Raw genomic sequence first — 24,580 nt, 5'->3', positions numbered from 1 at the left:
TGGATTCAGGCAGGGGGAATCGCCAGACTAAGGGTTGCCTGGGAGCATGGCGGCAGCGCCAGGGAAACACCGACCGCTTTACATTATTAATTATTAATTACTTATTATTGAATCGCGGGTATTTTTGAAGATGGCGCGGAGTGAATGTTTAGGAAAATGCGCCTTTACTACCCTCCCGGTACCCCTGGGGTACGGGTAGACTATGGGCGCCCCCGCTTAGGGATACGGGACATGAGCCTTCGCCGGATGCGGCTCAGGGAAGGTTGCCGGATGCCGATGTAAGAAGCCAGTTGGGTGAGGGAAACCCTTTCCAGTATTTGCGGGTGTATATGCGTCAACTTCAGGTACCGCGTTTCCGGATCATCGAGCAGCAGCATTTCGTTGCGGAGCTGTGCTGCCACAAAGGCATTCTCTGTGGCTATACGGCCAAATCGTTCCCAGTGGCGGCTTTGTTGGAACAGTGCCTGGAGGTGGTCGTACCTGATGAGCAGGACTTCTGTATCCTCGATGGCCCTGATCCACATTTTGCTGGGCGTTTGCGTGAGGAAGTTGTGATAGGCTTTGGGCCAATGGCCTTCAAAATAGAACTGGCAATTGATCTCTTCGCCATCTACCAGGTAATAAGCGCGGAGGAGGCCCTGTAATACAAAGCCGATGTAGGGATACACATTGCCTTCTTCCACAAAGTAAGCGCCTTTGGATATATGCCTGTATTCCAGGTTGGCCTGGCATAGTTGCCAATCAGGGTCGGGCATTGGGCTGATCTGCCGGATGGCCTGGAGCATTTGTTGATAGTGGTGCGTCATATTAGGTACCGCAATCTACTGCTTTTGTTCCTGCGGCTTTTATAACCTGGGTTATAGGTTGGCCTGCTTACACGCGGTTAGTTTTGCCGCATTGATCAATCAATCATCATTTGTCATGAAAAGCATGTTTTTGACCGGTCTGCTCTTATGGACCAGCTTCCTGCTGGGCGGACAAACCCCTCCCACCAACAAAACGACACCCGCTATGGAACAGGTACTCAAAACACACCAGGCCTTGTATAAAGCCTTGCCCGAAAAATCGGCCACCGTACTGGAAAGCATTCTGAGGCCTGAATTTGTCTTTACCTCGGCCAATGGGGACTTGCAGGACCGTGCTAGTTTTCTCGCCGCATTTGCGCTGAATGAGGCTGTGGGGATACCCCTGCTGCAAACCTCGGGGCAAAGGATCACGGTGGTTGGTAATACGGCGGTACTGACGGCGCTGATGCATATTCACATCATCCGGAATGTCCAGACAGACCCGGTGGTCAGGGATCTGTGGGAGCGGGTGACAGAAACCTATGTACAGCAGGACGGGCAATGGAAGTTATTGTCCCTGCAGGCTACCTATACCAAAAGTGACTGACCCGGTTGTGCTTAGGTACGCAAATGCTGGAAATCAATAATTTTCGCGCTAAAAAAAAGCTCCTGATTTGGAGAAATGTAATTTTTTGCCTTACATTTGCACCCCCGTTTGTAACTACTTGTTGATGAAGCTGGTAGTTTCATAACTTTGATCATGTTTCGGGACGTAGCGCAGCCCGGTAGCGCACTTGCATGGGGTGCAAGGGGTCGCTAGTTCGAATCTAGTCGTCCCGACGAAAATTAAAAGAGCCTTCAAGTCATTGGATTTGAAGGCTCTTTTTTGTTCGAAGTAATCTTGTAACAATGGTTTTATTCAATGAATTGGGTTTGCATTAGGAACAGTTTAAGTTTAATTCAAATCTTAACTTGGTTCTTAAAATTTGCATCAAAGCTTTTCCCAGAGTTTATTTACTATAGCCTTAAGCATAGCGCCATCCATAGATCGTACAAAGATGAGCATTAACCGTATGTTACCATTCTCCTTCCATAAGTTCAACATGAAAGTAATCAGGCCGGCAATGGAAATGCCTACAACACTACTTTTCCCGATGGTTTCTTTCATTTTTTCGGCGTTGTCTGAACTGACAATGATATAGATAAGACCAACTACCAGCAGAAGTGAAGACGCGAATAACAAATAATTATTTTTGTTTCTACGCCGGTTTAAATAGACTTTCAATGTTTCGATCTCTGCGCGTGTCAGTTCGCCATCGCCGGCCAAAGTAGAAAGATCGGCGAATTTTCCTAGTATGCTTTTCAATGAACTCATGGTTGTAAGTTTTTTTTTAATGATGTTAGCAATTCAAAGTATGCGGTAATATAGTCTTTAGGTTCCAGTGCCAATTTTTGCATCAGTCCTTTGTAAAATATGATCTTAAAGTCAAGGCTAAGAGGGTGTTCTACGCCAAATGCATGCCGGCGTGGTTGCACACGTTGCACCTCGTCCTGCACAATGATAGAATGGCAAATCGAAATATCTATAGGACCAATAAAAGTAGAAGGAATCATACCCACAATTTCCTGAACAGTATAAAGGCCATCGTACAGTTCCACAAGACAACCTTTGGCTAGTGCATGGAAAAATATGCTCTCCAGCGCTAACCGGTTTAAGTATCTGATGTAGATCAACGGCAGCGTCCTTTCTTCATGTTCGGTAATAAAGGTGGACAGACCTGCCCTTTTATAAAATGCAGTATCCTTTAGTAGCTCGTTTAGACTTTCCCAAAGGGTTAGTTTCCTTTTGCTGTCTGGTGCTTCCCGCGGAACTGGTCCAAACAGATCCTGCTGATGCATAATTGCCTGCTCTATCAGGCCTGCATCCAAAATATCTTCCGGTAGTACTGTAGGAGGTTTGAAGTGAGCCAACACCGTCAGTGATTGGCAGGGGGGCAGTTGCCTCGCATCTGAAGCGGTGAAATTTTCCAGCACAGTTACGCCCAAAGCACGTATAGCCGCAATATTTGACTTATATAAGCCCGTGAAACCAGTTAACTTTTCATACAAGTCCTGGTCATTGGCTCTGCCATTTCTTTTTATGCTTTTGGCGAAGTCTTTGTGGGTAGCCGATAACTCGGACATCAGTTGATCCGGATCGGTTGAAAAACCAATAGCCAGCACACAATCGGTGGGTTGGGTAATCATATTAACTTTTACCTTTATTTGCTTCTTCCTTGCAGCACTGGATAATAATACAGAAAGAACAATCATCAATAGAAACAATGATTTTACTCAAAGGGATACCCGCCGTTTTGAATTCCTTGATCAGATTAGTTATGATATCATCTTCGGGTTTGGTTTTGCTTACTTTGAATACTTGATCAATGGTGCTTTTGGCTTGTTGAAACCTGTTTTTAACTACCCCAACCATGTCAACAAATATATTCGGACTGGGATCTTTCTTTGGAATTGTAATACGAATATGCCCATTGTCCAATTGCTCGATGGTCTTCTTATCAAAATCATATTCCCTGGCCGTAATTGCTTCAGCTTTTCTTTTATATATCTTCCAGCTGCGGCGTTGGGCAGAAGTGAACCTGCTGCTTATATTTTGCGTAAAGTATGCAGCTTCCTCCGGTTCAAAGTTGGCAAATTCTACTACTACTTCTGCCTCAGGCTGGTTTCTGAGATGGTCTTCTAAAGCCTCCCGGATATTGAAGCAGGTAGCTGTTTTCTTGTTATTTACGGTAAAATATCCATCCTCCGTTTTGCCGATCAGCAGTGCTTTACTCTTGGTACGTTTTTCTTCATATACCCAGCCGATGCCTTGTTTGGGATCATAACCATCATTGGGATCTGCACTCCCGAACACGTCATCCACGTTTCTCGGTGGCGGTGGCGGGTTGTTGGCGAAACTGCCTTGGAGGTCTTTTTGAGCAGTGCTGGTAGCAGTTCGGCTATTGGCATAACGCAGGTCTTTCTGAAAAGACGGATTTACCCGGGAAAGATCAGCGGGGTTGATCTTAATCATCCGTTTCCCATTCACGGTTACTAAGTTTATTCGGCCTTTTGGCGTCGCTGCATCCAATACAAAGTTGTCAATGGCGGCATCTATATTGTGTCCTCCCTCCATCCTGAAATCCAGTGTGTCCCGTGAAATGACAATTGAAGGCGTTTTTATCCAGGTATTATTGTTCACTGCAGCATGTGACTGGGCGTATACTTTTTCGATAGAATCGGTTAACCTTTCATCCTGGTCTGTTAGTGTTGCAATAAGGTTGATCTGCTGAAGTATTTTTGTACTGAGCGCCAGGCGCAAATCTGCTTCATTGGCCAGTTTTTCAGCTTCGTTATCCATCCTGCCCAGGTCGATATCCATGGGCATAATGATCCGGTCGAAACTGTCAAGCCTTGCCCACAATTTAAGTCGCTGTTGTTCCTGATAATAGGTACGGTGTAGATTGTGACCTAGAACATTGTGCTCACGTACAATTGAGTTATAAGGTTCTTTATAGCTGTTCCTTTCAATTCTCAATGCCTCTTTTTCTTTTAGCAGCTTAACCAACCTGAAATAGATCTTGTCAATCCTGAATAATGCTTCCCGGTCATTTGCCTGTTTGGCAATTTCCCGCAATCCAGTTTCTCCATAATTAAAGTAATAAGCTCTAAGTATCTTCACCAGTTCAACACATTGATCCGGATTTATCATTGCTCTTTTGCTGATAGTGACGGCATCCAGACGTATAATGTCTTTTAATAGCCTCACAGTAGGTTCAGTCAATACATCTTTGGGTTCCTGTACAGGTGTAATATTATTTTCCGCGGCAATAATATTGAAGGCTTTGAAGATCTGGTAAAGAAAAGTGTATTGACCAACTTTTACCAGGTTGGGATCATTTAGACCGGAGAAATATTTATAAGCACTTTCTTCATACCGTGCAAGATTGGGATTCACTTCCGAACTATCAGGAAAATATGAAACAGGCAATGAACCCGTTCTGTTTACCGCATATATCTGGAGATTGCCAGTCTTTACTGCATAACCTACGCCTCTTGTATTCCAGTTATAGGTCAACGATGAAGAGCCTATTTCGTCAAACATTGTTCTGTTATAAGGCCAACCGCCAGGATAAGGATAGGGAAAGTTATCATATTGGATGCGATTCATTTGCGACCAGGACTTCAGCATCTGATCGGTTATATTCAGCAGGCTTCCATATTCTGTGTTGATCAGTTCTTTACTCAGATAAATAGGTGCCCAGTCCTTCAGGTTGGTCATTTTGCCGGCAAACAAGCTGTTCCTTTCATAACTTTGGGCGAGCTCGGTTTTGTTGGCGGCAGCCAGCATAAGTACCGATTCAGTACGCAGTGGTGGCAGGGCATATACAGATTCTTTTCTTTTTCTGCCAATTACAACCAGCGTATTGTTGCCATACACAGCGCCAATAATAAGGTCAGCATCAAGCGAAAACTGGCGGATGACCTTTTGTTGGCTGGAGATGTTTTGTCCGGAAGGCATTACCCACAATACAAAAGCTTTACTGTAGCTAAAGTACTCGCCTTGAAGCCGGGAAGCAATTATTTGCCTTATCGTTAACCTCGCATTGTTGTTGTCTGCAAAGACGAAGGGCTCATTATCGGTGATGAACCATTTGTTCAGTTCACTGGCTGTTACCTGGTAATTCAGGTTGTGAAGCGGAGTAATGGCTGGCAGGCTATCCAGGTTAAGAAAGACAGCCTTATAGGAAGTGAGAAAAATGATCTCATGCAACTCAGCAAGCAGGTTATTGAGTTGGAAAGGAGTAAGTGCATTAGCTGAAATGACAACATCTTTTACAAATCCATCTACGCCAATGGGCCATGGCTTTATTTCCAGTGAAGCTCTGAACGGCTGTATGATACTTTCAATGTCAGCCTGTTTAACCCTGTTGGGAGGTTCCGATAAAATGATGTTGACGCTATTATCATCGTATTTTTTTATGGCGATCAGCTGTATATGATATTTGAAATGGCTTCTGAAAAGTTGCCACTGATTATCCTTTTCATGAAACGCCCTGGAATGATCAACAGGTGCTGCATAAATATGGATCGTCCAGCAGTGAATTATGAAAAAGGCCAACAATAGCTTTCGCATGGCAGATAGTTTGGGGTGATTAATGGTAGTATAGGTATCTACAGAAGTGTGGTTATCACAAAATATAATTAAAATAGAAAGTTATATAGGTTTGGTATTTATTGGTACCGTTTTTTCACCTTTTTTGGGAAATAGGACTACATTATATTAATATTAATTTCATTTTTAAATAACTGAATTTCATTCAATTCCTTCAAGAATAGGTTCGACAATTGTCCAGTCGGCCCGACTGGAAAAAGCAGTTTCTTCGGAAGCTGCCTTTTTGTTTTGGGTCAGCCCCTACTCTATCTTATTGATGCATCTATTTTTTATTGCCTGGTAGCGCTTCCCGACCGAAGGTCGGGAAAGTCGCTGGTTTGAATCTAGTTGTCCCGAGGTTTGCGATTTAGTCGACTTTAATCGATTGTGCTCGATTATTTTCGATTTTCATTAGATTAAATAAGCACCGTTTATATTAGGTTTTACCTACTTGAGTATTAAAATGTTAATAATGCCTATTTTAGGTAATTGAAATTGTGTACATCATGGCCCCCACAAGAGATGATTTTAAACGAGCGATAATAGATATTCTTGCAAAAAGAGTAGGTTATTTGTGCTCAAATCCAGATTGCAGAAGGCCCACGAGCGGAGCTAATGAACTTGCCGAAAAATCCACGATTATCGGTGTAGCAGCGCATATTACAGGGGCATCGATTGGTGGGCCTAGATATGATATAAAACTCTCGAAAAGTGAACGTGCACATATAGATAATGGTATTTGGCTCTGTAGTAATTGTGCAACTTTAATTGACAAAGACGAAAAAAGATATCCTATTCAACTTTTAAAAAAATGGAAAGAAGAAGCTGAAGAAGAAAGCAGAAGTAATCTTAATAGACTGGTAACTAAGACTCCAACAAACAGCCATGTGTTAAATTTAAAGGCTGATAGTTCAACAGCATTAAACGATGTTATTGCTGATTTTAAAAATGAAAAGATAAAGTTAGCATTTTATAATGGAACAGATCTAAACCGAATAGAGATTGTCTCCTTATTAGATGCCTTCTATGATGATATAATACATGGCAAACTTAGAGGAGGAGCCTTTTCTACTGACCAGATAGTTGTAGAAACGGATGCGGAATATGATAGGCTAAAATCCCTAGTCCGACATTCAAATCGTATAGATATTCGCCGTAAGCTAAAAAAGCTTGAGGCAATCTTAATCGATGGTATTATAATTATTTTGAATTATGGATATTTTAAGGACAAGCAGGTACATAATACTTACCAAGCGTGTTTTTGGTTTGCAAGAGCTATGCGATATTGGATTATAGGGTGCATGCGTGAAACACTAAGCGGAGAAGAGAAGGAAAAGACTTTGTATGGCCAGAATACAATGGAATCTCCAATTTTGGCATATCCAAATATTATGGAATCGTTTTATAATTTCAAGCTTATAAAAATTGACCTTTGGCATCCTAAAAAAGATGGCAACTATTCAACTTCAGTATATCTGCCGATAGATGGTTTTGCCGGAAAATGGTTTTCGGAAATGCCTCAGTTATCCGGTCCTTATAAAGACCATTATTCGCCTAATGACTTTTACAATTTCATCTTGCCCCAAATGGTCATGAAACATATTATCAACAACAAAATTATTATTGAAGATTGGGAAGGATATTATATTGGTTGTGCTTAGAAGTGCTGCAAAGTAGCTATCTACATGCTGATTAAACTCCGATCAAGGTAATTGACAAAGATAAAAAGGGAGAAACCCACAGAGGCTACTATTGGGTTTACCAAAACAGCCTGAAAAAGATCGCGTTCTTCGATTACCAGGAAGGCCGTGGACGGGAAGGGCCGATGGTAATACTGGAAATCTTCAAAGGGTATTTGCAGACTGATGGCTACGCAGCCTATGATATTTTTGATAAGCGTCCAGGCATAACGCTAATACACTGTATGGCGCATGCCTGCCGTATGTTCCATGAAGAACTGGACAACGATTATGACCGGGCCTCCTATGCACTTAATGATATCCCAAAGCTGTATACGATAGAGCGCATCAGCAGAGAAAGTAGACTGAATTATGAAGAGCCTAAAGTCGTTCGTACAGCCAAAGCTGCCCCGATTCTGAAAGGGATGTGGCTCTGGATGCAGCAACAGTATGTACACGTGCTTCCTAAAAGCGCCATTGGCAAGGCCCTGGCCTACAGCCTGGAGCGTTGGCATAAACTTTCTCTGTATACTACAGATTCTTTTTGTCCTTTGTTGGTAATTATATGCCTTAAAGCTATTTAGACTGGCTAGAACAAAAAGATTTAAAATGTAAAAGGGTTAATCGCGTTAATCTAAATGGATCTTAAGAAGAATTTACATTGGTTTACAACCTTTTTACACTCTTTCAGGCTGGGTTGACAACAAAACGGATAGGTTTGTCAACTATGAAAAAAATCAGTTTAGCGGTCCTTTTGTTCCATTGGCTTACAACAGTCACCGCACAGCAGCATTATTCCAAGGCCGTAAACGAACAGATCGCCCGGGTGGAAACCACCCTCGCGGGAAGACTTGTTATCGACGGCAAACTGTATACGCTTGCCGAAAGGATGAAGCATTACAACGTGGCGGGATTAAGTGTCGCTGTTATCGATAATTACCAGCTTGTATGGGCCAAAGGGTATGGTTATGCCGACAAAAAAGAAGGCAGGAAAGTAACTACTACTACCCTGTTTGAACCGGGATCGATCAGTAAGTCACTAAACGCGGTGGGTATCCTGCAGCTGGCGCAACAGGGAAAACTGGATCTTTACCAGGACATCAACCAGTACCTGGTCAACTGGAAGTTCCCTTATGACACAGTGTCTCATGGCAAGAAAATCACCACCGCCCAGCTGCTCACCCACACGGCAGGCCTGGGAGTGCATGGTTTTCCCGGGTACCAACGGGACAGCGCCATTGCAAGCGTCACCGATATTTTAGACGGCCGGGCCCCTTCCAACACCGAAGCCGTACGCTCGGTAATGGAGCCCGGCAAAGAATCGCGGTATTCCGGCGGAGGCATCCTTATCACGCAACAAATATTGACCGACCTCACCAAACAGCCATATGAAGACTATATGTATGACCATGTGTTCCGGCCACTGGGAATGACCAACAGTTCCTACCATCAGCCCCCTACGGAGAGCCAACGAAAAAATCTTGCAACAGGCTATAAAAGCAATGGCCATGAAGTGCCGGGCAAATATTTTGTATACCCGGAAAAAGCAGCGGCCGGATTATGGACCACACCTACAGATTTATGCAAATACATAATTGAAATACAGCAGGCTTACCAGGGAAAATCGTCAAAGGTGTTGAACCAGGAAATGGTAAGATTACATTTAACGCCCTATAAAGATGATGTGGCCATGGGCACTTACATACAGAACAGGAATGGCGAAAAATACTTTGTTCATTCGGCGAGTAACGAGGGATTCACGGGTTATTTCCTGGGCGGACTCACCAATGGAAAAGGCGTGGCGTTGTTTGTGAACTCCGACGATGGTTACGTTTTACTGGAGTTACTCAACAGCATAGCACTGGAATACAACTGGGCAGGGTTTCCAAAGCCTGAGCAAATAACCACTGTACCTGTAAACGATACGATCGCCTCGAAATACGCCGGCGAATATATAACAGACGGATATTTATCAGCAATAGAAAAAGAAAAAGACGGGCTTTACTTCTGGACGGATGGCATCCACAGCAAAATGCATTTTACGTCGCCAACCGTTTTTCGCAACATCGAATTAGGCGGCACAAAGGCTTTTATTTTCGATACCACCGGGGTAGTAACCGGTTTTACGAATACGATTAATGGCCGGCTGCGGGCAACCGGACAAAGGATAACCACTTTAGATACACTGAAACCGAGACCCGGACAATCGGGAGTTTTAGGCCGTCATTTGCTGGAGACTAAAAATTACGACAAGGCGATTAGCTTTTTATCGAAAGGTTTGGCCACCGAACCTTCAGACTCGTCGCTGGTAAAAAACCTCGCTCACTCCTATCTCTTTAAGGGTGATTTCTCCAGGGCGATTGAGCTATACCAACAATATTTAAAGTCAGGGCACACGGTGAACGAGTTAAGCAAAAATCTGAAAGATGATCTTGAATATTTCCGCAAGGCGGGATTCGACCATTCAGCGATCAAAAGGGCAAGGGAAGAGCTTTCTCTATAGGATAAAACAGATCAATGATCGATTCGGGGAGCAAGTTGTATCGCATGTTATAGTATCTTGCGGTCCTTAAAGGAAATGGATCATGGATAAAGAGTTATATATCATCAGGCATGGGGAAACCGATTATAACAAGTTGGGCATTGTGCAGGGCAGAGGAGTAAATACTGATCTCAATGACCTCGGAAGGGAACAGGGAGAGGCATTTTACCAATATTATAAACATGTGTCTTTTGATAAGGTTTATACATCCGCCCTTAAGCGTACTCACCAGACTGTAAAAAGATTTGTAGAAGGAGGTATTCCCTGGGAACAATTGCCGGGTCTTGATGAACTGTCTTTTGGTATTTGGGAGGAAAAGGAAAATAAGGAAGATTGGGTAAATGCATTCCGCGAAATGAATATTCACTGGCAGGGTGGGCAATGTGATCTATCCTTTGAAAAAGGTGAAAGCCCCAACCAGGTTGCCAGGCGCCTTCAGGAAGCGCTGGACGTTATTCTCTCCAGGCCTGCTGAAAAGCGGGTGCTGGTCTGCATGCACGGTCGCTCCCTGCTGGTATTGTTGTGTCTGCTCAGCCAATTACCGATCAGTTGTATGGCAAACTTCAGCCATAGCAACACCTGCCTTTATCGGGTGTCTTATGGCAATGGCCAGTTCAGCGTGCTGGAAGCAAATGATGTCCGCCATCTGCAGGTGACGAAGAATTCACTTTAATGCTGAAATTATTAGTTTCGTTTGCTTAAAAGTGTTCATCATAGCCTTTCTACTAATAGCAGGGTCCCTATGATGAATAAGGTCAAAATATTCAACAGGCACTACCTGCCAGGATAAACCATACTTATCCTTACACCATCCGACACACAGTCAAAGATTTACCCGTTGCTTCAAAAAAACAGGCTGACTAAAATCGTCATGGGTATGATTTAAATCATTTGTTCCGGTTTTTTATAATACCAACTTTGGTAGGACAACTTCTTTTTTATTCTTTCCATTTTGAAATATTTAAAATCTGAATAATGAAACAGTTAATTTTTTTAACCATTGCGTTGTTTGTCGCTTCTTCTTTATTTGCTCAATCAAAGGCAGGCAAAACGGATACTACCAAACATGCCCGCTATTATAGCTGTTCAATGCATCCGGATGTTATTAGCAGCAAACCTGGCAAATGCTCTATATGTGGTATGGATCTAGTTCTTTCCAACAAGGAACAAACAAAAACAGCCGTAACCAAGAGTTATAGTTGTCCTGTTCATGTAAAGGTGTTTAGTCATGATCCAGGTAAATGCCCTCAATGTGGACGAAAGCTACAATTGTCACCTAAAGAACAGATGAAGGCTGAAGCAGCAAAAATATACACATGCCCAATGCACCCTGAGGTAGCGCTTAATAAGGATGGCGTTTGTCCCAAATGCGGGAAATCTTTAATCGAAAAGAAAAATTAACCAGGGGAGTTACATCATCCGGGTCGGGTAACCGATATGGCCAACTACGGGAAGTATAACTATTCAGAAAAATAAAGTCATACATTGCATTCCGGATCAGTCCAGGCAAAAAGATCATGAATTCTTACCCTGGAGAAAGATGATTCCTGTGGGGAAGTAAAGATTTCATCAAATAAAACCCGATCGATGAAGCGCGAACATCATGGCGATCATTCTGCAAACGGTAACAGCCACCCAGACGATCATCATGCAGGAATGCACAAATCCCCCATGCAGCGGGATGCCACAGCAACGCATACTGGCTACGCAGTGCATGATGAACACTCAACAGATAATGAACATACAGGTCACCATACTGAAGACTTCCTGAAACGGTTCTGGTTATGCCTGGGACTTACCATTCCGGTTTTACTACTATCGCATATGGCTCAGCAGTGGCTGGGTTTTTACTTTACATTCACCGGAGATAAATATGTATTGGCGGCGCTGAGCAGTGTAATCTTTTTTTATGGAGGTTGGCCTTTCCTGGCAGGAATGATCAGGGAACTCAGGTGGGGAAACCCTGGCATGATGACGCTTGTGGCAGTGGCAATTACTACGGCCTATTTGTACAGTATAGCGATTGTTTTTGGACTTTCCGGCATGGACTTCTTTTGGGAACTGGCCACATTGATAGATATTATGTTATTGGGACACTGGCTGGAAATGAAATCCCAAATGGCTGCCTCGAAATCGCTGGAATCATTAGTGACCTTGCTGCCGGCAGTTGTCCATGTGGAACGGGATGAACATACAACAGACATTCCCTTAAAAGAGTTGCACAATAATGATATTATTGTCATAAAACCCGGCGAAAAAGTACCAGCAGACGGAGCCGTGCTGGAAGGCAGCTCCCACGTTGATGAAAGTATGCTTACGGGAGAAAGCCTGCCTGTAAAAAAGAAAAAAGGAGAGAAACTGATCGGTGGAACCATTAACGGTGATGGGGTACTAAAGGTACAGGTAACCAGAGCGGGCGACGATAGTTACCTCAACAAGGTAATTAACCTGGTGCGGTCTGCCCAGGGAACTAAGTCCAATACCCAAAACCTTGCTAATAAGGTCGCCAAATGGCTTACTATAATTTCCATTAGTGTCGGAATTATAACTTTTATCGTCTGGCTCGCTGCCGGAAAGGAATTGTCCTTTGCCCTTGAAAGAATGGTTACCGTAATGGTAACCGCCTGCCCGCATGCACTTGGTGTGGCCGTTCCCCTGGTGGTAGCTATTTCCACCTCTCTTTCCGCTATTCATGGGTTATTGGTCCGCAACCGTACAGCTTTTGAAAACGCCCGCAGACTTACTACCATCATTTTTGATAAAACAGGCACCCTTACCAAAGGGATCCATGAAGTACAGCAGGTCATTTCGTTAAATAATCAATTTACGCCCGACCAGGTATTGCAATATGCAGCAGCGATACAACAAAATTCAGAACACCATATTGCCCATGGCATCATGCGCAAGCTAAAGGGGAAAAACCTGGAGCTATGGAAATCCACCGACTTTGAATACATGCAAGGAATGGGTGTAGCCGGCACCGTGAATAGCAAAAAGGTAGTGGCGGCAGGTCCAAACTATTTCAGGCAGTATAACCTGGAAGTACCGGTTATACCAGATGCAGTCAATCAATCCACCGATACCGTAAATTTTGTGCTGATCAATAATGAGCCGGCAGGCATCATTACATTGGCCGATAGTATCCGGGAAACCGCTGCGGAAGCCATTACCGGGTTAAGAAATATGAACATTAAATCGTTTTTGTTAACAGGCGATAATGAAAAAGTGGCATCTTCGGTAGCCCGGCAACTACAAATGGATGGCTACCTCGCCAACGTATTACCCCACGAGAAGCAAAGCAAAGTAAAAGAATTCCAGGATAAAGGAGAAGTTGTAGCCATGACAGGTGATGGCATCAATGATGCACCAGCACTGGCTCAGGCTGATGTGGGAATTGCAGTAGGATCGGGAACCGATGTGGCAGCCGAAACAGCCGATATAATCCTGGTAAACAGTGACCCCAAAGATGTAGTGAAGATGATTGCTTTTGGCAGGGCGACCTACCGGAAAATGGTGCAGAATTTAGTATGGGCGGTGGGTTATAACGTCGTAGGTATTCCATTGGCTGCAGGTATTTTATACCCGGCATTTATGCTGAGCCCGGCCATGGGCGCCGTTCTCATGAGTGCCAGTACAATTATAGTAGCCATCAATGCCAAATTATTAAAAGTAAAATAATATACCCGGTCCTTTTATTACATAACCTTACACTTTTTCCTTTTAAACCCCATGTAGTTATGAGAACGGGAAAAACACTTTTTGGGACCGTGCCTCCATTTCATGCCAGCTAGTTTATTTTCTTAGCGAATTGCTTATTGCCGTACGTCTCCAACCAACAACCTGACGGCTTACCAGACGCATGCTCAAAATGGATATTTACAAATTGCGCGGTGGCGTAAAGATCCGTTTCACTGGCTGCATACAAAGTAAACATCCGGTTGCTGCCGAAATAGAGCGCCAATTGCCCATGCTCATTTTTGAGCTGCATGGTCCGGCCGTCTGGTAATTGATAATTACCGGCATAACTGTTCAATACACTGGCCGCCAGGTTCAATTGAGGTCTTTCGAAAACATATTGTAGTCCACGGGCATAGGTTTCATGCTTGGTGCCTCCATGACCTGTATTCTCCAGTATCTTTGAATGCAGGCGAACGGATGGATAGTGGCGCGCCGCCATATGGGCGGCAAATTTTTCATAGACAGGGCGGGTTGTTTCCACATCGCCCATTGTCATATACACACGTACCGGGTTGCCCAACCGCCTTTTGGCAAATTCCTGCTCATACTTATACAATACTTCATTATCCCATGGAATATAGGGAGTGGCCGCTGCATAACCGGTGAACAGCTCGGGCTGGGTGAACAAGGTGTACAAGGTAAACACCGCGCCACCCGAACAGCCCATCAGTGTCCTGTTCTCACCATCCGCCTTATAGTTAGACTCGATGAAAGGAAACAATTCCTGCTTCATAAATGCCAGGAACTGATCCGCTCCGCCGCTTCCCGGCATGGCGGCAACTTTAGTGGGAGAATAGTCTCTTAGGCGAAGGCTGTCGTAATTGGCCTTTTCGCCGCTCCAGGTCACCCCTACAATGATCAGTTCAGGAATAAATCCATCATAGTAATACTCGCCGTATAAACCAGTAACCAGCGGGAAATCCCATTGCGAATCCATCAGGTATACAACAGGATATTTCTTGTCGCCAGCCTTGTAACCGGCAGGCAGCATGATGTGCAGTTCATATTCCTGTCCTGCTACTATCTTTGAAGTGATCTTCCTTACTTCAGAACCCGGAATGTTCACTCCAGGGTACTGTGCCTGTACGTTTGTAAATACAAGCACCATTAAAAAAGGGATAAGGTATTTCATAACAGACTATTTGGGGACTTTGACTAAGATGCGTAGTATCAAGCATTTCTTTACAAAGTTTACACTTCTTTTTACAATCCAGTGAGTTCGGCCCGTTTTTTCTCTGTCCGGTTGCTGCTTTTTTGATTTTACACGCTTGCTATTATTTAATTCATCTTAGCAGGTTTGTAGGCCTCCTTCAACTTCACGATCATCTGTAACACTTCGTTATTGAAATCGACAGAGGAATTGCTCTTGTCCCATTTCTTTAATTCCTGCACCATGAAGGGCAGGTAAATAAAACCGCTTTTGATGTTGCTCTGTAACATGCTGACGGCCCTTGTACTGTCGCCTATCTTTTCGGCTACGATCACCTCCCCTGCCCTTACCAGGTGCTCATACAGGCTCTGTAGCCAGATGGTATACCCATGCTTTTTCATTTCCTCTTTAATGGGCTCATACAGGTAAGCGGTTTCTTTAATAAGCGAGGGAGGAAGACTGTCAATAGCAGGGTTAGTAAAAGAGTGCCCGAATTCATGTGCCGCCAGTGCCCTGATCTGCACAGGATCATCAAAGCCCATATCGGGATGCTTGCTGTCGAATGACTGGAAGGTAAAAGACCCAAACGTATTATAAATTGTCCGGGTGGACCGGTTCATCGTACCAAATCCCATGGCCGTAAAGAGATTGAGACTCGGAACTAAGTTATACTCGCTGAACTGCTTGCGGTAGTACTGCTCCATGACCGGCAGGAAATCTCCGCGGGGAACATTTTTCGCCACTGAAGCGATCGCAAGTTCGTAATAGGGTTTGTATTGGGCCAAATGGGCATCCAGGTCTATCAACCGGGAGAAGTCGTTTAAAGCATCGAGGAAAGCAGTTGCTTTTTGCCTGGCTTCAGCAGTATCTCCTTTCGGTGAAAAACGAGCGATCTGCTGCAGGTCGGTAGTGGCACTGATCCGGGCAAAGGGTACTTCGCCTACCTGCAATAAAAAGCCGGTAAAGAAATCGTAGCCATTGCCGGCCGTTTCCATTTTCTTGTAGATACTCATGATGCGGCAGGTATCGAAAGCCTTGTACCTTTCATAATTTCTGGGCACCATGGAATACCATTGTGCCATAACGGCCCTTCGGCCGCTATAGTCCATCGTATCTTTTTGCGTTAATACATAGGGACCATCGTCCAGCACCATCATCAATCCGTATAATTCAATATTGCGGTGGGTCTTTACCTGCACGGTTTTCGGCGGCACTGCTTTGTACTTTACCTCAAAACCACCGGTGGCTTTTTGGCCATTGACGGTAATGGTGTATTGACCGGTGGAAGGTGCTACCAGATGATGTTCTGAAGTATCGCTCGTTCCGGTTACTTTCTTTTGCCATACTACCCCACCCTTATTGGAGACAGACAAGGTTATCTCTCCGCTGGTGGCGATCAGGGTATATTTTATGAATAAGATATCGTCTTTGGTTAAGTTGACGGTGTGCTTTTCTTTTCCGCTGAACAAGCCAAAAGAAGCGGCGAATTGACCAGGCTGGTCGTTGCTTTTCCAATTCCGGGTGGTAGTAGCACAGGAGGCCAGCAGTATTACTGTCAGCAGGGGGATAAGGATAAAACGCATAATGAGCGGTAACCGGGTAAAATCGAAGGGGTGCATAACAGGAAGATACTGTATTTCCATTATTTTACTAAATATCTGCCCTGGTAAGTGTATAGTTTTCTTTCGGGATACCAGTTAATATCATGTCATTATTAGTTAAAATAGACTTATAGTGACACACAGATTGTTCATAGTTTTATCCGGAATTTTACCCCTTATCCTGGCATATAGTTATTCCAAAATATGATCTTGTAAACTAGTAGATACAAGGTTACTGTTGAAAACGATTTAAATATGAAAATGAACAGCGTACTCTTGCGTGTTGTCTTATTGACAGTTGTTTTGATCCAGGGTGTTAACACCACTCAGGCACAAAGCGGTGACCAGATACTGGATGGGATCGGAGAAACCGGCATGATCGCGCGTTATGTCTTTAATGGAGACCTGAAAGACTGGTCCCGGAATAATTTACACGGCAAATTTCAAGGCGAAGCCAGCTTTGTCAACGACAACCGGTTTGGCAAGGTATTGTCCCTCTCTGGAGATAACAATGCTTTTATCACACTCCCTGCAGAAGCCTTAACAGACCTGGAATCACTCAGCATATCAGGATGGATATTCCTGCGCTCTACTCAACCTGGCCAACGTTTCTTTGATTTCGGAAAGGATGCCAGCAAACATTTTTTTGCCGCCCCGGTTGGCACCACAGGACAGGAAGGTTACCAGGCGCTGATAACAGCAGAAAAAACTGATAAAAAGGGAGCGGTTTCACCGGCAATAGAAGCCAATAAATGGGTGCACCTCGCTATCGTGATCGACATTCCATCAAAATCCATCACTACCTATGTAGATAGTAAGCAAGCAGGCGAAGCCAGCGATATTCCCAAAGAGCTGACAGCGGTATTCGGTCAGCAGCCGGGGGAAAAACTGCTGTACATCGGAAAATCATTAACACCGGGCGACCCCAATCTCAATGCCCTGATACGTGATTTCCGTATTTACCGTGTTCCCCTGAGCAGCAACCAGGTAGCCGGAATCTATAGCAATTCCCGCAGAGGCATCAACCAGGGTTCGGTCAATACGACGGGCAGGCGCGCCGAGGATACCCTCCCCCGCTTCTCACCTACCGAAGCGCAACTGTATAATACTTATTTAGTCGGAGTATCCGATGTGAAAGTGGAAACAGCCGTAGGTGATCTGCCACGGTTCCCCAGTTATGTAGACGGCACCTACAAAGATGCCATGAAAGGCAAGGGTCCTAAAGTACGGGTGGTATGGCCCGCTGCTGTAGACAATACAGCTGTACTTAAACCGGGAACCTATACCGTTACCGGGCGTGTGGCAGGAACGAATTTTCAACCCAGGGCGATAGTTACTATAAAGGAGTCCTCCAAATCAACTACGCCGGTTTTAAAGCTGCAGGCCTTTCATCTGGACCAGGTATCGCTGAAAAACGACGCCGATGGTCAACCATCCCAATTCATCCAGAATCGCGATAAGTTTGTACTGACATTGGCGAAGACCGATCCCAACTCTTTTCTTTATATGTTCCGCCATGCTTTTGGCCAGCCACAACCCGAAGGAGCAAAACCTTTGGGTGTATGGGACAGTAAGGACACCAAATTAAGGGGACATGCTACCGGTCACTACCTTACCGCCATTGCACAGGCCTATGCCAGTACGGGATATGACAAGGCCCTGCAAGCCAATTTCTCCGGCAAAATGGAGGTAATGGTCAATACCCTGTATGAATTATCACAATTATCCGGAAAGGCGTCAACAGCAGGCGGCGCACATGTGTCTGACCCTGCGGCGGTGCCCTTTGGTCCTGGAAAAACGGCCTATGATTCAGACCTGAGTGATGCAGGCATCCGTACGGATTATGCGAACTGGGGTACCGGATTCATCAGCGCTTATCCTCCCGATCAGTTTATCATGCTGGAAAATGGCGCCAAATACGGCGGACAGAAGAACCAGATCTGGGCGCCCTATTATACACTGCACAAGATACTCGCCGGCTTAATGGATGTATATGAAGTGAGCGGTAATAAAAAAGCGTTGGACATTGCTTCCGGCATGGGCGATTGGGTATATGCCCGCCTGAGCAAAGTACCAACAGATACGCTTATCAAGATGTGGAACACCTATATAGCCGGGGAGTTTGGCGGCATGAATGAGGCCATGGCCCGCATGTACCGGATTACCGGCAACCCCCATCACCTGAAGACCGCCCAACTATTTGATAATATCAGGGTATTCTATGGCGATACAAAACATTCCCATGGACTGGCTAAAAATGTAGACCTATTCCGTGGCCTGCATGCCAACCAGCACATACCCCAGGTAGTGGGAAGCATCGAAACATACCGGGCTACCAACAACCCTGAGTATTACAAAATTGCCGATAACTTCTGGTATAAGATGGTCAACGATTATATGTACAGCATTGGAGGTGTTGCAGGCGCCCGCAATCCCAACAATGCGGAATGTTTTATCAGTGAGCCCGGCACACTGTATGAAAACGGCTTCTCTTCCGGTGGACAGAATGAAACCTGCGCCACGTACAATATGCTTAAACTGACCAGCGACCTGTTTCTCTTCGACCAGAAAGCAGCCTACATGGACTATTACGAGCGCTCTTTGTACAACCATATCCTGGCTTCTGTAGCCGAAAATAGTCCTGCCAACACCTATCACGTACCACTCAGACCAGGATCTACCAAGCAATTTGGCAATCCCAATATGACAGGCTTTACCTGCTGCAACGGTACAGCCATTGAAAGCAGCACCAAGCTGCAAAACTCCATTTACTTCAAGAGCAAGGATGACCAGTCGCTGTATGTGAATCTTTACATACCGTCTACACTGGAGTGGACAGAACGTAAGGTAACGGTAGAGCAAACCACCAATTTCCCCAATGAAGACAATACGCGTCTGACGATCAAGGGCAGCGGAAAATTTGATCTTCATGTGCGGGTGCCAGGCTGGGCTACCAAAGGATTCTTTGTGAAGATCAACGGCAAAGAACAAAAGCTGCAAGCCAAACCGGGCAGCTACCTGAAAATAAGCCGTACATGGAAAGATGGCGATATCGTAGAATTGAAAATGCCGTTCCATTTCCACCTCGATCCCGTAATGGACCAGCAGAATATCGCCAGCCTGTTTTACGGACCGGTGTTGCTGGCTGCCCAGGAGCCGGAAGCAAGAAAAGAATGGCGTAAAGTAACCCTGGATGCTGAAGACATCAGTAAGTCAATTAAAGGTGATCCCCGGCAGTTGCAATTCACCATCGATGACGTTGTTTTCAAACCATTTTATGAATCATACGGGCGCCATTCTGTATACCTGGATGTTAAATTAAAATAGACCCAGTATTGTGAACTAAACATGTAGGCACTATTCAACAAACAGTCGTTAGGATAAAAAGCTGAACGAGCCGGTACCAATGGGACGGTTGGTATCGAAAAATGGAATATTTTTAGTGTCATGATCACACTAACTCTTGCTTTAAAGCCCCGGCAATCGTATTCATTATTGGTTTTTTCCTTTTGTATGGCATTGCTTTCTTCCTGCAAGCAGGAACCTTCCTCCCCTGCCGACAAACGCATTAAACAATTGGAACCTGCCAAAGCTGCCCGGATGGCGGCCGCTGTAGATTCGGTCTTTAAACCCGCCATCACCGATACCAACCTTAATTTGAAGCTTTGGGGCGTTGATTCGCTTGTGATCTCTCCCATTGCCATCGATATTGATGACGATGGCAGCCTGTATTATACGACGACCAACCGGCAAAAGAATTCTGAGTTCGATATCCGTGGGCACCAGGACTGGGAGATCCCATCCATACAGTTACAATCTATTGAAGACAAACGTGCTTTCCTGCATAAATACCTGGCTCCTGAGAACAGCAAGAAGAATACCTGGCTGGCAGACCTAAATGGCGATAGCTCGCATGACTGGCGGGATATGACGGTGGAAAAAGACAATGTATACCGCTTACGGGATACCGATGGTGACGGCGTGGCCGATCAAACACAATTGGTGGTAGACGATTTTCACGATGAAGTAACAGATGTAGCTGGAGGTGTTTTAAAAACGCCTGATGCCTTGTTTGTGGCCGTAGGCCCCGACCTGTGGAGAATGAAGGATAAAGACGGCGATGGCCTTGTGGATGAGAAAACTTCTATTTCCCATGGCTATGGCATCCATATCGGCTTTAGTGGTCATGGTATGTCGGGTGTTGAAATGGGACCCGATGGCAGGATCTACTGGCAGATCGGAGATATCGGCTTTAATGGCGTAGACCAAACAGGTAAAAGATGGGAATATCCCAACTGCGGTGTTATTGCCAGGAGCAATCCCGATGGAAGTGATTTTGAGATATTCGCCCATGGCCTTCGCAATACCCATGAGTTTGTTTTTGACGATTATGGCAACCTGATCAGCGAAGACAACGACGGCGATCATGCCGGTGAAGAAGAAAGACTTGTCTACCTCGTGAATGGCTCTGATGCAGGATGGAGGAGCAACTGGCAATATGGCAAATACCGTGATCCGCTCAACAATACGTACAAGGTATGGATGGATGAGAAGATGTGGAAACCCCGGTTTGAAGGACAGGCCGCCTACATCGTTCCCTGTATCGCCAATTATGTAAGTGGCCCGGCAGGTATGGTCTACAACCCCGGTACTGCTTTAAGCCCGGCTTTTAAGAATACTTTCTTTATTGCCAAGTTTGTAGGCAATCCTGCCCAATCAGGTGTCTATGGATTTAAACTAAATGCCAAAGGCGCCGGTTTTTCACTGGGCGGCGATACGCTGGTAGTAGGCGGCATATTACCTACCGGCCTTGATTTTGGTCCGGATGGCGCCTTATACATTGCCGACTGGATCGATGGATGGGGAACGCATAGCTATGGACGCATATGGAAATTAGATGATAAACGGGGAGCAGCCTTTGCGGAGCGTCAGCAGACCAAGGCCCTGCTGGCTGCCGATTTCACCAACAAGAAAACGGATGAGTTAGGTGGTTTGCTTACAAATGCAGACAAACAGGTAAGGCTGAAAGCTCAATTTGAATTGGCGAACCGGGGTGCCGACGGAGAAGAGGCCTTTAAAAAAGCCCTGGCACAAACGGGAAACCAACTGGCACGGGTACATGCTATCTGGGGCCTTAGCCAACTGGCCAGAAAAGATAAAAAGTATGCACAATCCCTGCTGCCTTTGTTGAAGGACAATGACCCTGAGATCAGGGCACAGGCAGCCAAATGGCTGGGGGATATGAAGTACCGGGAAGCAGGTGATCAACTCATTCCCTTATTAAAGGATACGTATAGCCGGGCCCGGTTCTTTGCTGCAGAGGCATTGGGAAGGATCGCCTGGGAACCAGCCATCAACCCATTGATCGATTTGCTGCGCAGCAACAACGATGAAGATGTATACATCCGTCATGCCGGCAGCCTGGCATTGGCGAGGATCGGAAAGGCAGACCCGGTCATCAACCTGTCAAAAGATACTTCGCGTGCCGTAAGGATCGCAGCGGTGGTGGCCCTACGCAGAATGGAACATGCTGGTATTACCGCTTTCCTGGATGATGCCGATGAATTTATTGTAACCGAAGCCGCACGCGCCATCAATGACGATCTTTCTATTAAAGGAGCATTACCCGCGCTGGGCAATTTATTGGCAACAACCCATTTTACCAATGAAGCGCTTTTAAGACGTTGTATCAATGCCAATCTCCGGGTGGGTACCCCACAGGCTATAGAGTTATTAGTGGGTTTTGCGGCTAAGGAAGAAGCGCCCGCTAAAATGAGGGCTGAAGCCATCGATGCCTTAAGTACCTGGGTAAAGCCTTCGGTGGTAGACAGGGTGGATGGAAGGTACCGCGGCGTCATCGAAAGAAACGCTGACGAAGTAAGACTAAAAACGGGTGATGCCTTGACCATGTTATTGACTAACAAAGATGCCACCGTAAGGTTAAGTGCTGTAAAGGCCGTGAGTAAGTTGGGCATCCAACAGGGAGCTCCCGTATTGATGACCCTTTTAAAAACTGACAAAGAACCTACGGTAAGAGCACAGTCACTGAAAGCGTTGGCCTCGTTGGGATATGCACAAATAGGCGATGCCATTAAACTGGCCATTGCCGATAAGGAAAAAGCGGTGCGTATTGCCGGCATCGACCTGATCGCTAAAATGAATATATCCAAAGACCTGATGGTTTCTCTGCTCACCGAGGTGATCAATACTAAAACAACGGAAGAACAGCAGGCCGCTTTGTTAACCCTGGGCAACCTACCGGTGCAATATGCGCAAAAGCCGCTGGACGATCTGCTGGGCAAGATGGCAGCCGGCAAACTGTCTACCAATATCTATCTGGAACTGGCGGAAGCCATCGACAGCACCCGTTCTGCGGAACTGGCTGCTAAATACAAAAAGATAAGCACGGGATTATCGTCCGACACACTCACCGCCGCTTATGCCGGCAGCCTGAATGGTGGCGATCCCAACAAAGGCAGAAGGATATTTTACTCCAACCAAACAGCGCAATGTATCCGCTGTCATTCCTATGACGACTATGGTGGCAATGCAGGTCCCCGTTTAAATGGCGTAGCCGACAGGTTAACGCGGCAACAATTGCTGGAAGCATTGGTAAAGCCAAGCGCCAGGTTGGCACCGGGCTTTGGAACAGTGATATTGAAACTGAAAAATGGCAAGACCATATCCGGCATTCTAAATGGAGAGAACAGTACCAGTATTATGTTGAAGATCGGCGACAAGCCCAATGAGGTAATATCCAAAGCCGATGTGGCCAGCCGTACAGATGCCGCTTCGAGCATGCCCGAAATGAGGTACCTCTTGTCCAAAAAAGAGATCAGGGATGTGGTGAGTTTCCTGGCAGAGTTGAAGAAAGATAAATAAAGTTGACGGGCAGTATCCTTGTTAAGTATACTGCCCGCTCCAACATATTACCAGCCCTTCACGGCGCCACCCTTAGTGTTGGAATCAAACATATCCCTTAATGCTATTTTTTATTTTACGCTGATTGAAATACTGAACAGCCTTATCGTTATCAACCGCTGTTCCCTGCAAATGCAGCAACAACTTACCGAAGCTTGCTTTGCCTACATATTCAACATCTGCTTTGATCAGCTTATGGGGAATGTGCAATTGATTGTATACTGTATCGACCAGTTCATCGAAGGAAATATTGCCCGTCAATTCCAGTTCTATGAGTGGGGTAAGCCCTTCCGCCTGGTCATGCTTCAGCTGAATAAATAGTTCCGGAGGTATTGTCATACTGTCTGTATTGATAAATTGTTGGAGTATTGGATGTTTGTTTTCTGTAAGCAATTGTGTCAAGGTACCTTTTGCTACCAGTTTCACATGGTCAATGACCGCTATATGGTGGCAGATGGCTTTCACCACTTCCATTTCATGTGTGATCAGCAGGATCGTGATCCGGAGGCGTTGATTGATATCCCGGAGCAATTGTAAGATCGACTGTGTGGTAGCCGGGTCCAGCGCGCTGGTAGCTTCATCGCAGAGCAGCAGGTGCGGATCATTGGCCAATGCCCTGGCAATGGCCACCCGTTGCCTCTGTCCGCCATCAGGCTTCTCCAGCAGGTTCACACAGTGGATGAGCGTGCTTTTACCTGCTCCTGAACTACCGATAATACCAACAATCTCACCCTCTGCAATATCGAGGCTGATATCATCAAGGCTTTGAAAGACTGATGTCGTTGCCGGAATGTTTTAGAAATATGTCGTATCTGGATCATGTACCAATAATTCCTTAAAAGAAAAGTCCCCGGATATTGAACCGGGGACTATTATATATTATAGTATGTATCTGTCTCCTGTCAATCAATGTATCTCGTCATAGTTCATATATGAGCAACAGCAGGCACGCATGTAGCTGCTTGTTTTA

The 24,580-nt window shown here is 45.3% G+C and carries 16 protein-coding genes and 1 tRNA gene; 10 read left to right on the top strand and 7 right to left on the bottom strand.

Annotation, left to right across the window (positions count from 1 at the left end; translation table 11 throughout):
• Positions 1–200 precede the first annotated feature (200 nt).
• Positions 201–806, bottom strand: a complete 606-nt coding sequence (locus D3H65_RS04100) for a Crp/Fnr family transcriptional regulator (protein ID WP_119049042.1) — start codon at positions 804–806, stop codon at positions 201–203.
• 115 nt (positions 807–921) lie between these two features.
• Here D3H65_RS04100 and D3H65_RS04095 point away from each other — a divergent pair, with 115 nt between their 5' ends.
• Positions 922–1,392, top strand: coding sequence for a nuclear transport factor 2 family protein (locus D3H65_RS04095; RefSeq protein WP_119049041.1), 471 nt, complete (start codon positions 922–924; stop codon positions 1,390–1,392).
• Between the two features lie 159 nt (positions 1,393–1,551).
• Positions 1,552–1,625: transfer RNA gene (locus D3H65_RS04090), tRNA-Pro, on the top strand.
• 151 nt (positions 1,626–1,776) lie between these two features.
• Here the strand turns inward: D3H65_RS04090 and D3H65_RS04085 are convergent.
• Genes D3H65_RS04085 through D3H65_RS04075 form a run of 3 tightly spaced genes read right to left on the bottom strand, consistent with a single transcriptional unit; the run spans position 1,777 to position 5,961 of the window.
• Entirely contained in the window at positions 1,777–2,160 is a 384-nt protein-coding gene (locus D3H65_RS04085; protein ID WP_119049040.1) for a hypothetical protein, read from the bottom strand.
• Positions 2,157–3,032, bottom strand: coding sequence for a hypothetical protein (locus D3H65_RS04080; protein ID WP_119049039.1), 876 nt, complete (start codon positions 3,030–3,032; stop codon positions 2,157–2,159). The genes D3H65_RS04085 and D3H65_RS04080 overlap by 4 nt, the downstream gene beginning before the upstream one ends.
• 1 nt (position 3,033) lies before the next feature.
• The gene (locus D3H65_RS04075) at positions 3,034–5,961 is read right to left on the bottom strand and encodes a hypothetical protein (protein ID WP_119049038.1); all 2,928 of its coding nucleotides are present in this window, start codon (positions 5,959–5,961) and stop codon (positions 3,034–3,036) included.
• A gap of 524 nt (positions 5,962–6,485) precedes the next feature.
• On the opposite strand from D3H65_RS04075, the gene D3H65_RS04070 reads away from it, so the two are divergent.
• The 6 genes from D3H65_RS04070 (at position 6,486) to D3H65_RS04040 (ending at position 13,878) form a co-directional block, all read left to right on the top strand.
• Positions 6,486–7,640 (top strand): hypothetical protein, encoded by a 1,155-nt coding sequence (locus tag D3H65_RS04070; RefSeq protein WP_119049037.1) that lies wholly within the window; start codon positions 6,486–6,488, stop codon positions 7,638–7,640.
• Between the two features lie 41 nt (positions 7,641–7,681).
• On the top strand, positions 7,682–8,242 hold the full coding sequence (locus tag D3H65_RS04065; protein WP_119049036.1) for an IS66 family transposase: 561 nt from the start codon (positions 7,682–7,684) through the stop codon (positions 8,240–8,242).
• Between the two features lie 143 nt (positions 8,243–8,385).
• Positions 8,386–10,161, top strand: a complete 1,776-nt coding sequence (locus tag D3H65_RS04060; protein WP_119049035.1) for a serine hydrolase domain-containing protein — start codon at positions 8,386–8,388, stop codon at positions 10,159–10,161.
• Positions 10,162–10,243: 82 nt separating this feature from the next.
• The gene (locus tag D3H65_RS04055) at positions 10,244–10,873 is read left to right on the top strand and encodes a histidine phosphatase family protein (protein ID WP_119049034.1); all 630 of its coding nucleotides are present in this window, start codon (positions 10,244–10,246) and stop codon (positions 10,871–10,873) included.
• Positions 10,874–11,175: 302 nt separating this feature from the next.
• Positions 11,176–11,601: a heavy metal-binding domain-containing protein gene (locus tag D3H65_RS04045; RefSeq protein WP_119049033.1), complete on the top strand. Its 426-nt coding sequence runs from the start codon at positions 11,176–11,178 to the stop codon at positions 11,599–11,601.
• Positions 11,602–11,787: 186 nt separating this feature from the next.
• Entirely contained in the window at positions 11,788–13,878 is a 2,091-nt protein-coding gene (locus tag D3H65_RS04040; protein WP_119049032.1) for a heavy metal translocating P-type ATPase, read from the top strand.
• Positions 13,879–13,987: 109 nt separating this feature from the next.
• Here the strand turns inward: D3H65_RS04040 and D3H65_RS04035 are convergent, their stop codons facing one another.
• Together D3H65_RS04035 and D3H65_RS04030 are read right to left on the bottom strand one after the other, a co-directional pair.
• Entirely contained in the window at positions 13,988–15,070 is a 1,083-nt protein-coding gene (locus D3H65_RS04035) for an alpha/beta hydrolase (RefSeq protein WP_119049031.1), read from the bottom strand.
• Positions 15,071–15,216: 146 nt separating this feature from the next.
• Positions 15,217–16,671: a DUF4932 domain-containing protein gene (locus D3H65_RS04030; RefSeq protein WP_162915394.1), complete on the bottom strand. Its 1,455-nt coding sequence runs from the start codon at positions 16,669–16,671 to the stop codon at positions 15,217–15,219.
• A gap of 273 nt (positions 16,672–16,944) precedes the next feature.
• Here D3H65_RS04030 and D3H65_RS04025 point away from each other — a divergent pair, with 273 nt between their 5' ends.
• Both D3H65_RS04025 and D3H65_RS04020 read left to right on the top strand, forming a co-directional pair.
• Positions 16,945–20,016, top strand: a complete 3,072-nt coding sequence (locus D3H65_RS04025; protein WP_119049029.1) for a beta-L-arabinofuranosidase domain-containing protein — start codon at positions 16,945–16,947, stop codon at positions 20,014–20,016.
• Positions 20,017–20,136: 120 nt separating this feature from the next.
• Positions 20,137–23,571 (top strand): HEAT repeat domain-containing protein, encoded by a 3,435-nt coding sequence (locus tag D3H65_RS04020; protein WP_211345618.1) that lies wholly within the window; start codon positions 20,137–20,139, stop codon positions 23,569–23,571.
• A gap of 84 nt (positions 23,572–23,655) precedes the next feature.
• Here D3H65_RS04020 and D3H65_RS04015 read toward each other — a convergent pair whose 3' ends face one another.
• Complete coding sequence (locus D3H65_RS04015) at positions 23,656–24,363, bottom strand: ATP-binding cassette domain-containing protein (protein ID WP_394341598.1); 708 nt, start codon at positions 24,361–24,363, stop codon at positions 23,656–23,658.
• Positions 24,364–24,580 lie beyond the last annotated feature (217 nt).

Source organism: Paraflavitalea soli (genome assembly GCF_003555545.1).
GTDB classification, from domain to species: domain Bacteria; phylum Bacteroidota; class Bacteroidia; order Chitinophagales; family Chitinophagaceae; genus Paraflavitalea; species Paraflavitalea soli.
This window is presented reverse-complemented; position numbering and strand designations above follow the sequence as displayed.

Excerpts from the sequence above, each read along its gene's own strand:
- D3H65_RS04040 (WP_119049032.1), top strand. The coding sequence starts at position 11,788 with ATGAAGCGCGAACATCATGGCGATCATTCTGCAAACGGTAACAGCCAC.
- D3H65_RS04070 (WP_119049037.1), top strand. The coding sequence starts at position 6,486 with ATGGCCCCCACAAGAGATGATTTTAAACGAGCGATAATAGATATTCTT.
- D3H65_RS04075 (WP_119049038.1), bottom strand. The coding sequence starts at position 5,961 with ATGCGAAAGCTATTGTTGGCCTTTTTCATAATTCACTGCTGGACGATC.
- D3H65_RS04095 (WP_119049041.1), top strand. The coding sequence starts at position 922 with ATGAAAAGCATGTTTTTGACCGGTCTGCTCTTATGGACCAGCTTCCTG.
- D3H65_RS04030 (WP_162915394.1), bottom strand. The coding sequence starts at position 16,671 with ATGCGTTTTATCCTTATCCCCCTGCTGACAGTAATACTGCTGGCCTCC.
- D3H65_RS04035 (WP_119049031.1), bottom strand. The coding sequence starts at position 15,070 with ATGAAATACCTTATCCCTTTTTTAATGGTGCTTGTATTTACAAACGTA.
- D3H65_RS04085 (WP_119049040.1), bottom strand. The coding sequence starts at position 2,160 with ATGAGTTCATTGAAAAGCATACTAGGAAAATTCGCCGATCTTTCTACT.
- D3H65_RS04080 (WP_119049039.1), bottom strand. The coding sequence starts at position 3,032 with ATGATTACCCAACCCACCGATTGTGTGCTGGCTATTGGTTTTTCAACC.
- D3H65_RS04060 (WP_119049035.1), top strand. The coding sequence starts at position 8,386 with ATGAAAAAAATCAGTTTAGCGGTCCTTTTGTTCCATTGGCTTACAACA.
- D3H65_RS04055 (WP_119049034.1), top strand. The coding sequence starts at position 10,244 with ATGGATAAAGAGTTATATATCATCAGGCATGGGGAAACCGATTATAAC.
- D3H65_RS04025 (WP_119049029.1), top strand. The coding sequence starts at position 16,945 with ATGAAAATGAACAGCGTACTCTTGCGTGTTGTCTTATTGACAGTTGTT.
- D3H65_RS04020 (WP_211345618.1), top strand. The coding sequence starts at position 20,137 with ATGATCACACTAACTCTTGCTTTAAAGCCCCGGCAATCGTATTCATTA.
- D3H65_RS04045 (WP_119049033.1), top strand. The coding sequence starts at position 11,176 with ATGAAACAGTTAATTTTTTTAACCATTGCGTTGTTTGTCGCTTCTTCT.
- D3H65_RS04100 (WP_119049042.1), bottom strand. The coding sequence starts at position 806 with ATGACGCACCACTATCAACAAATGCTCCAGGCCATCCGGCAGATCAGC.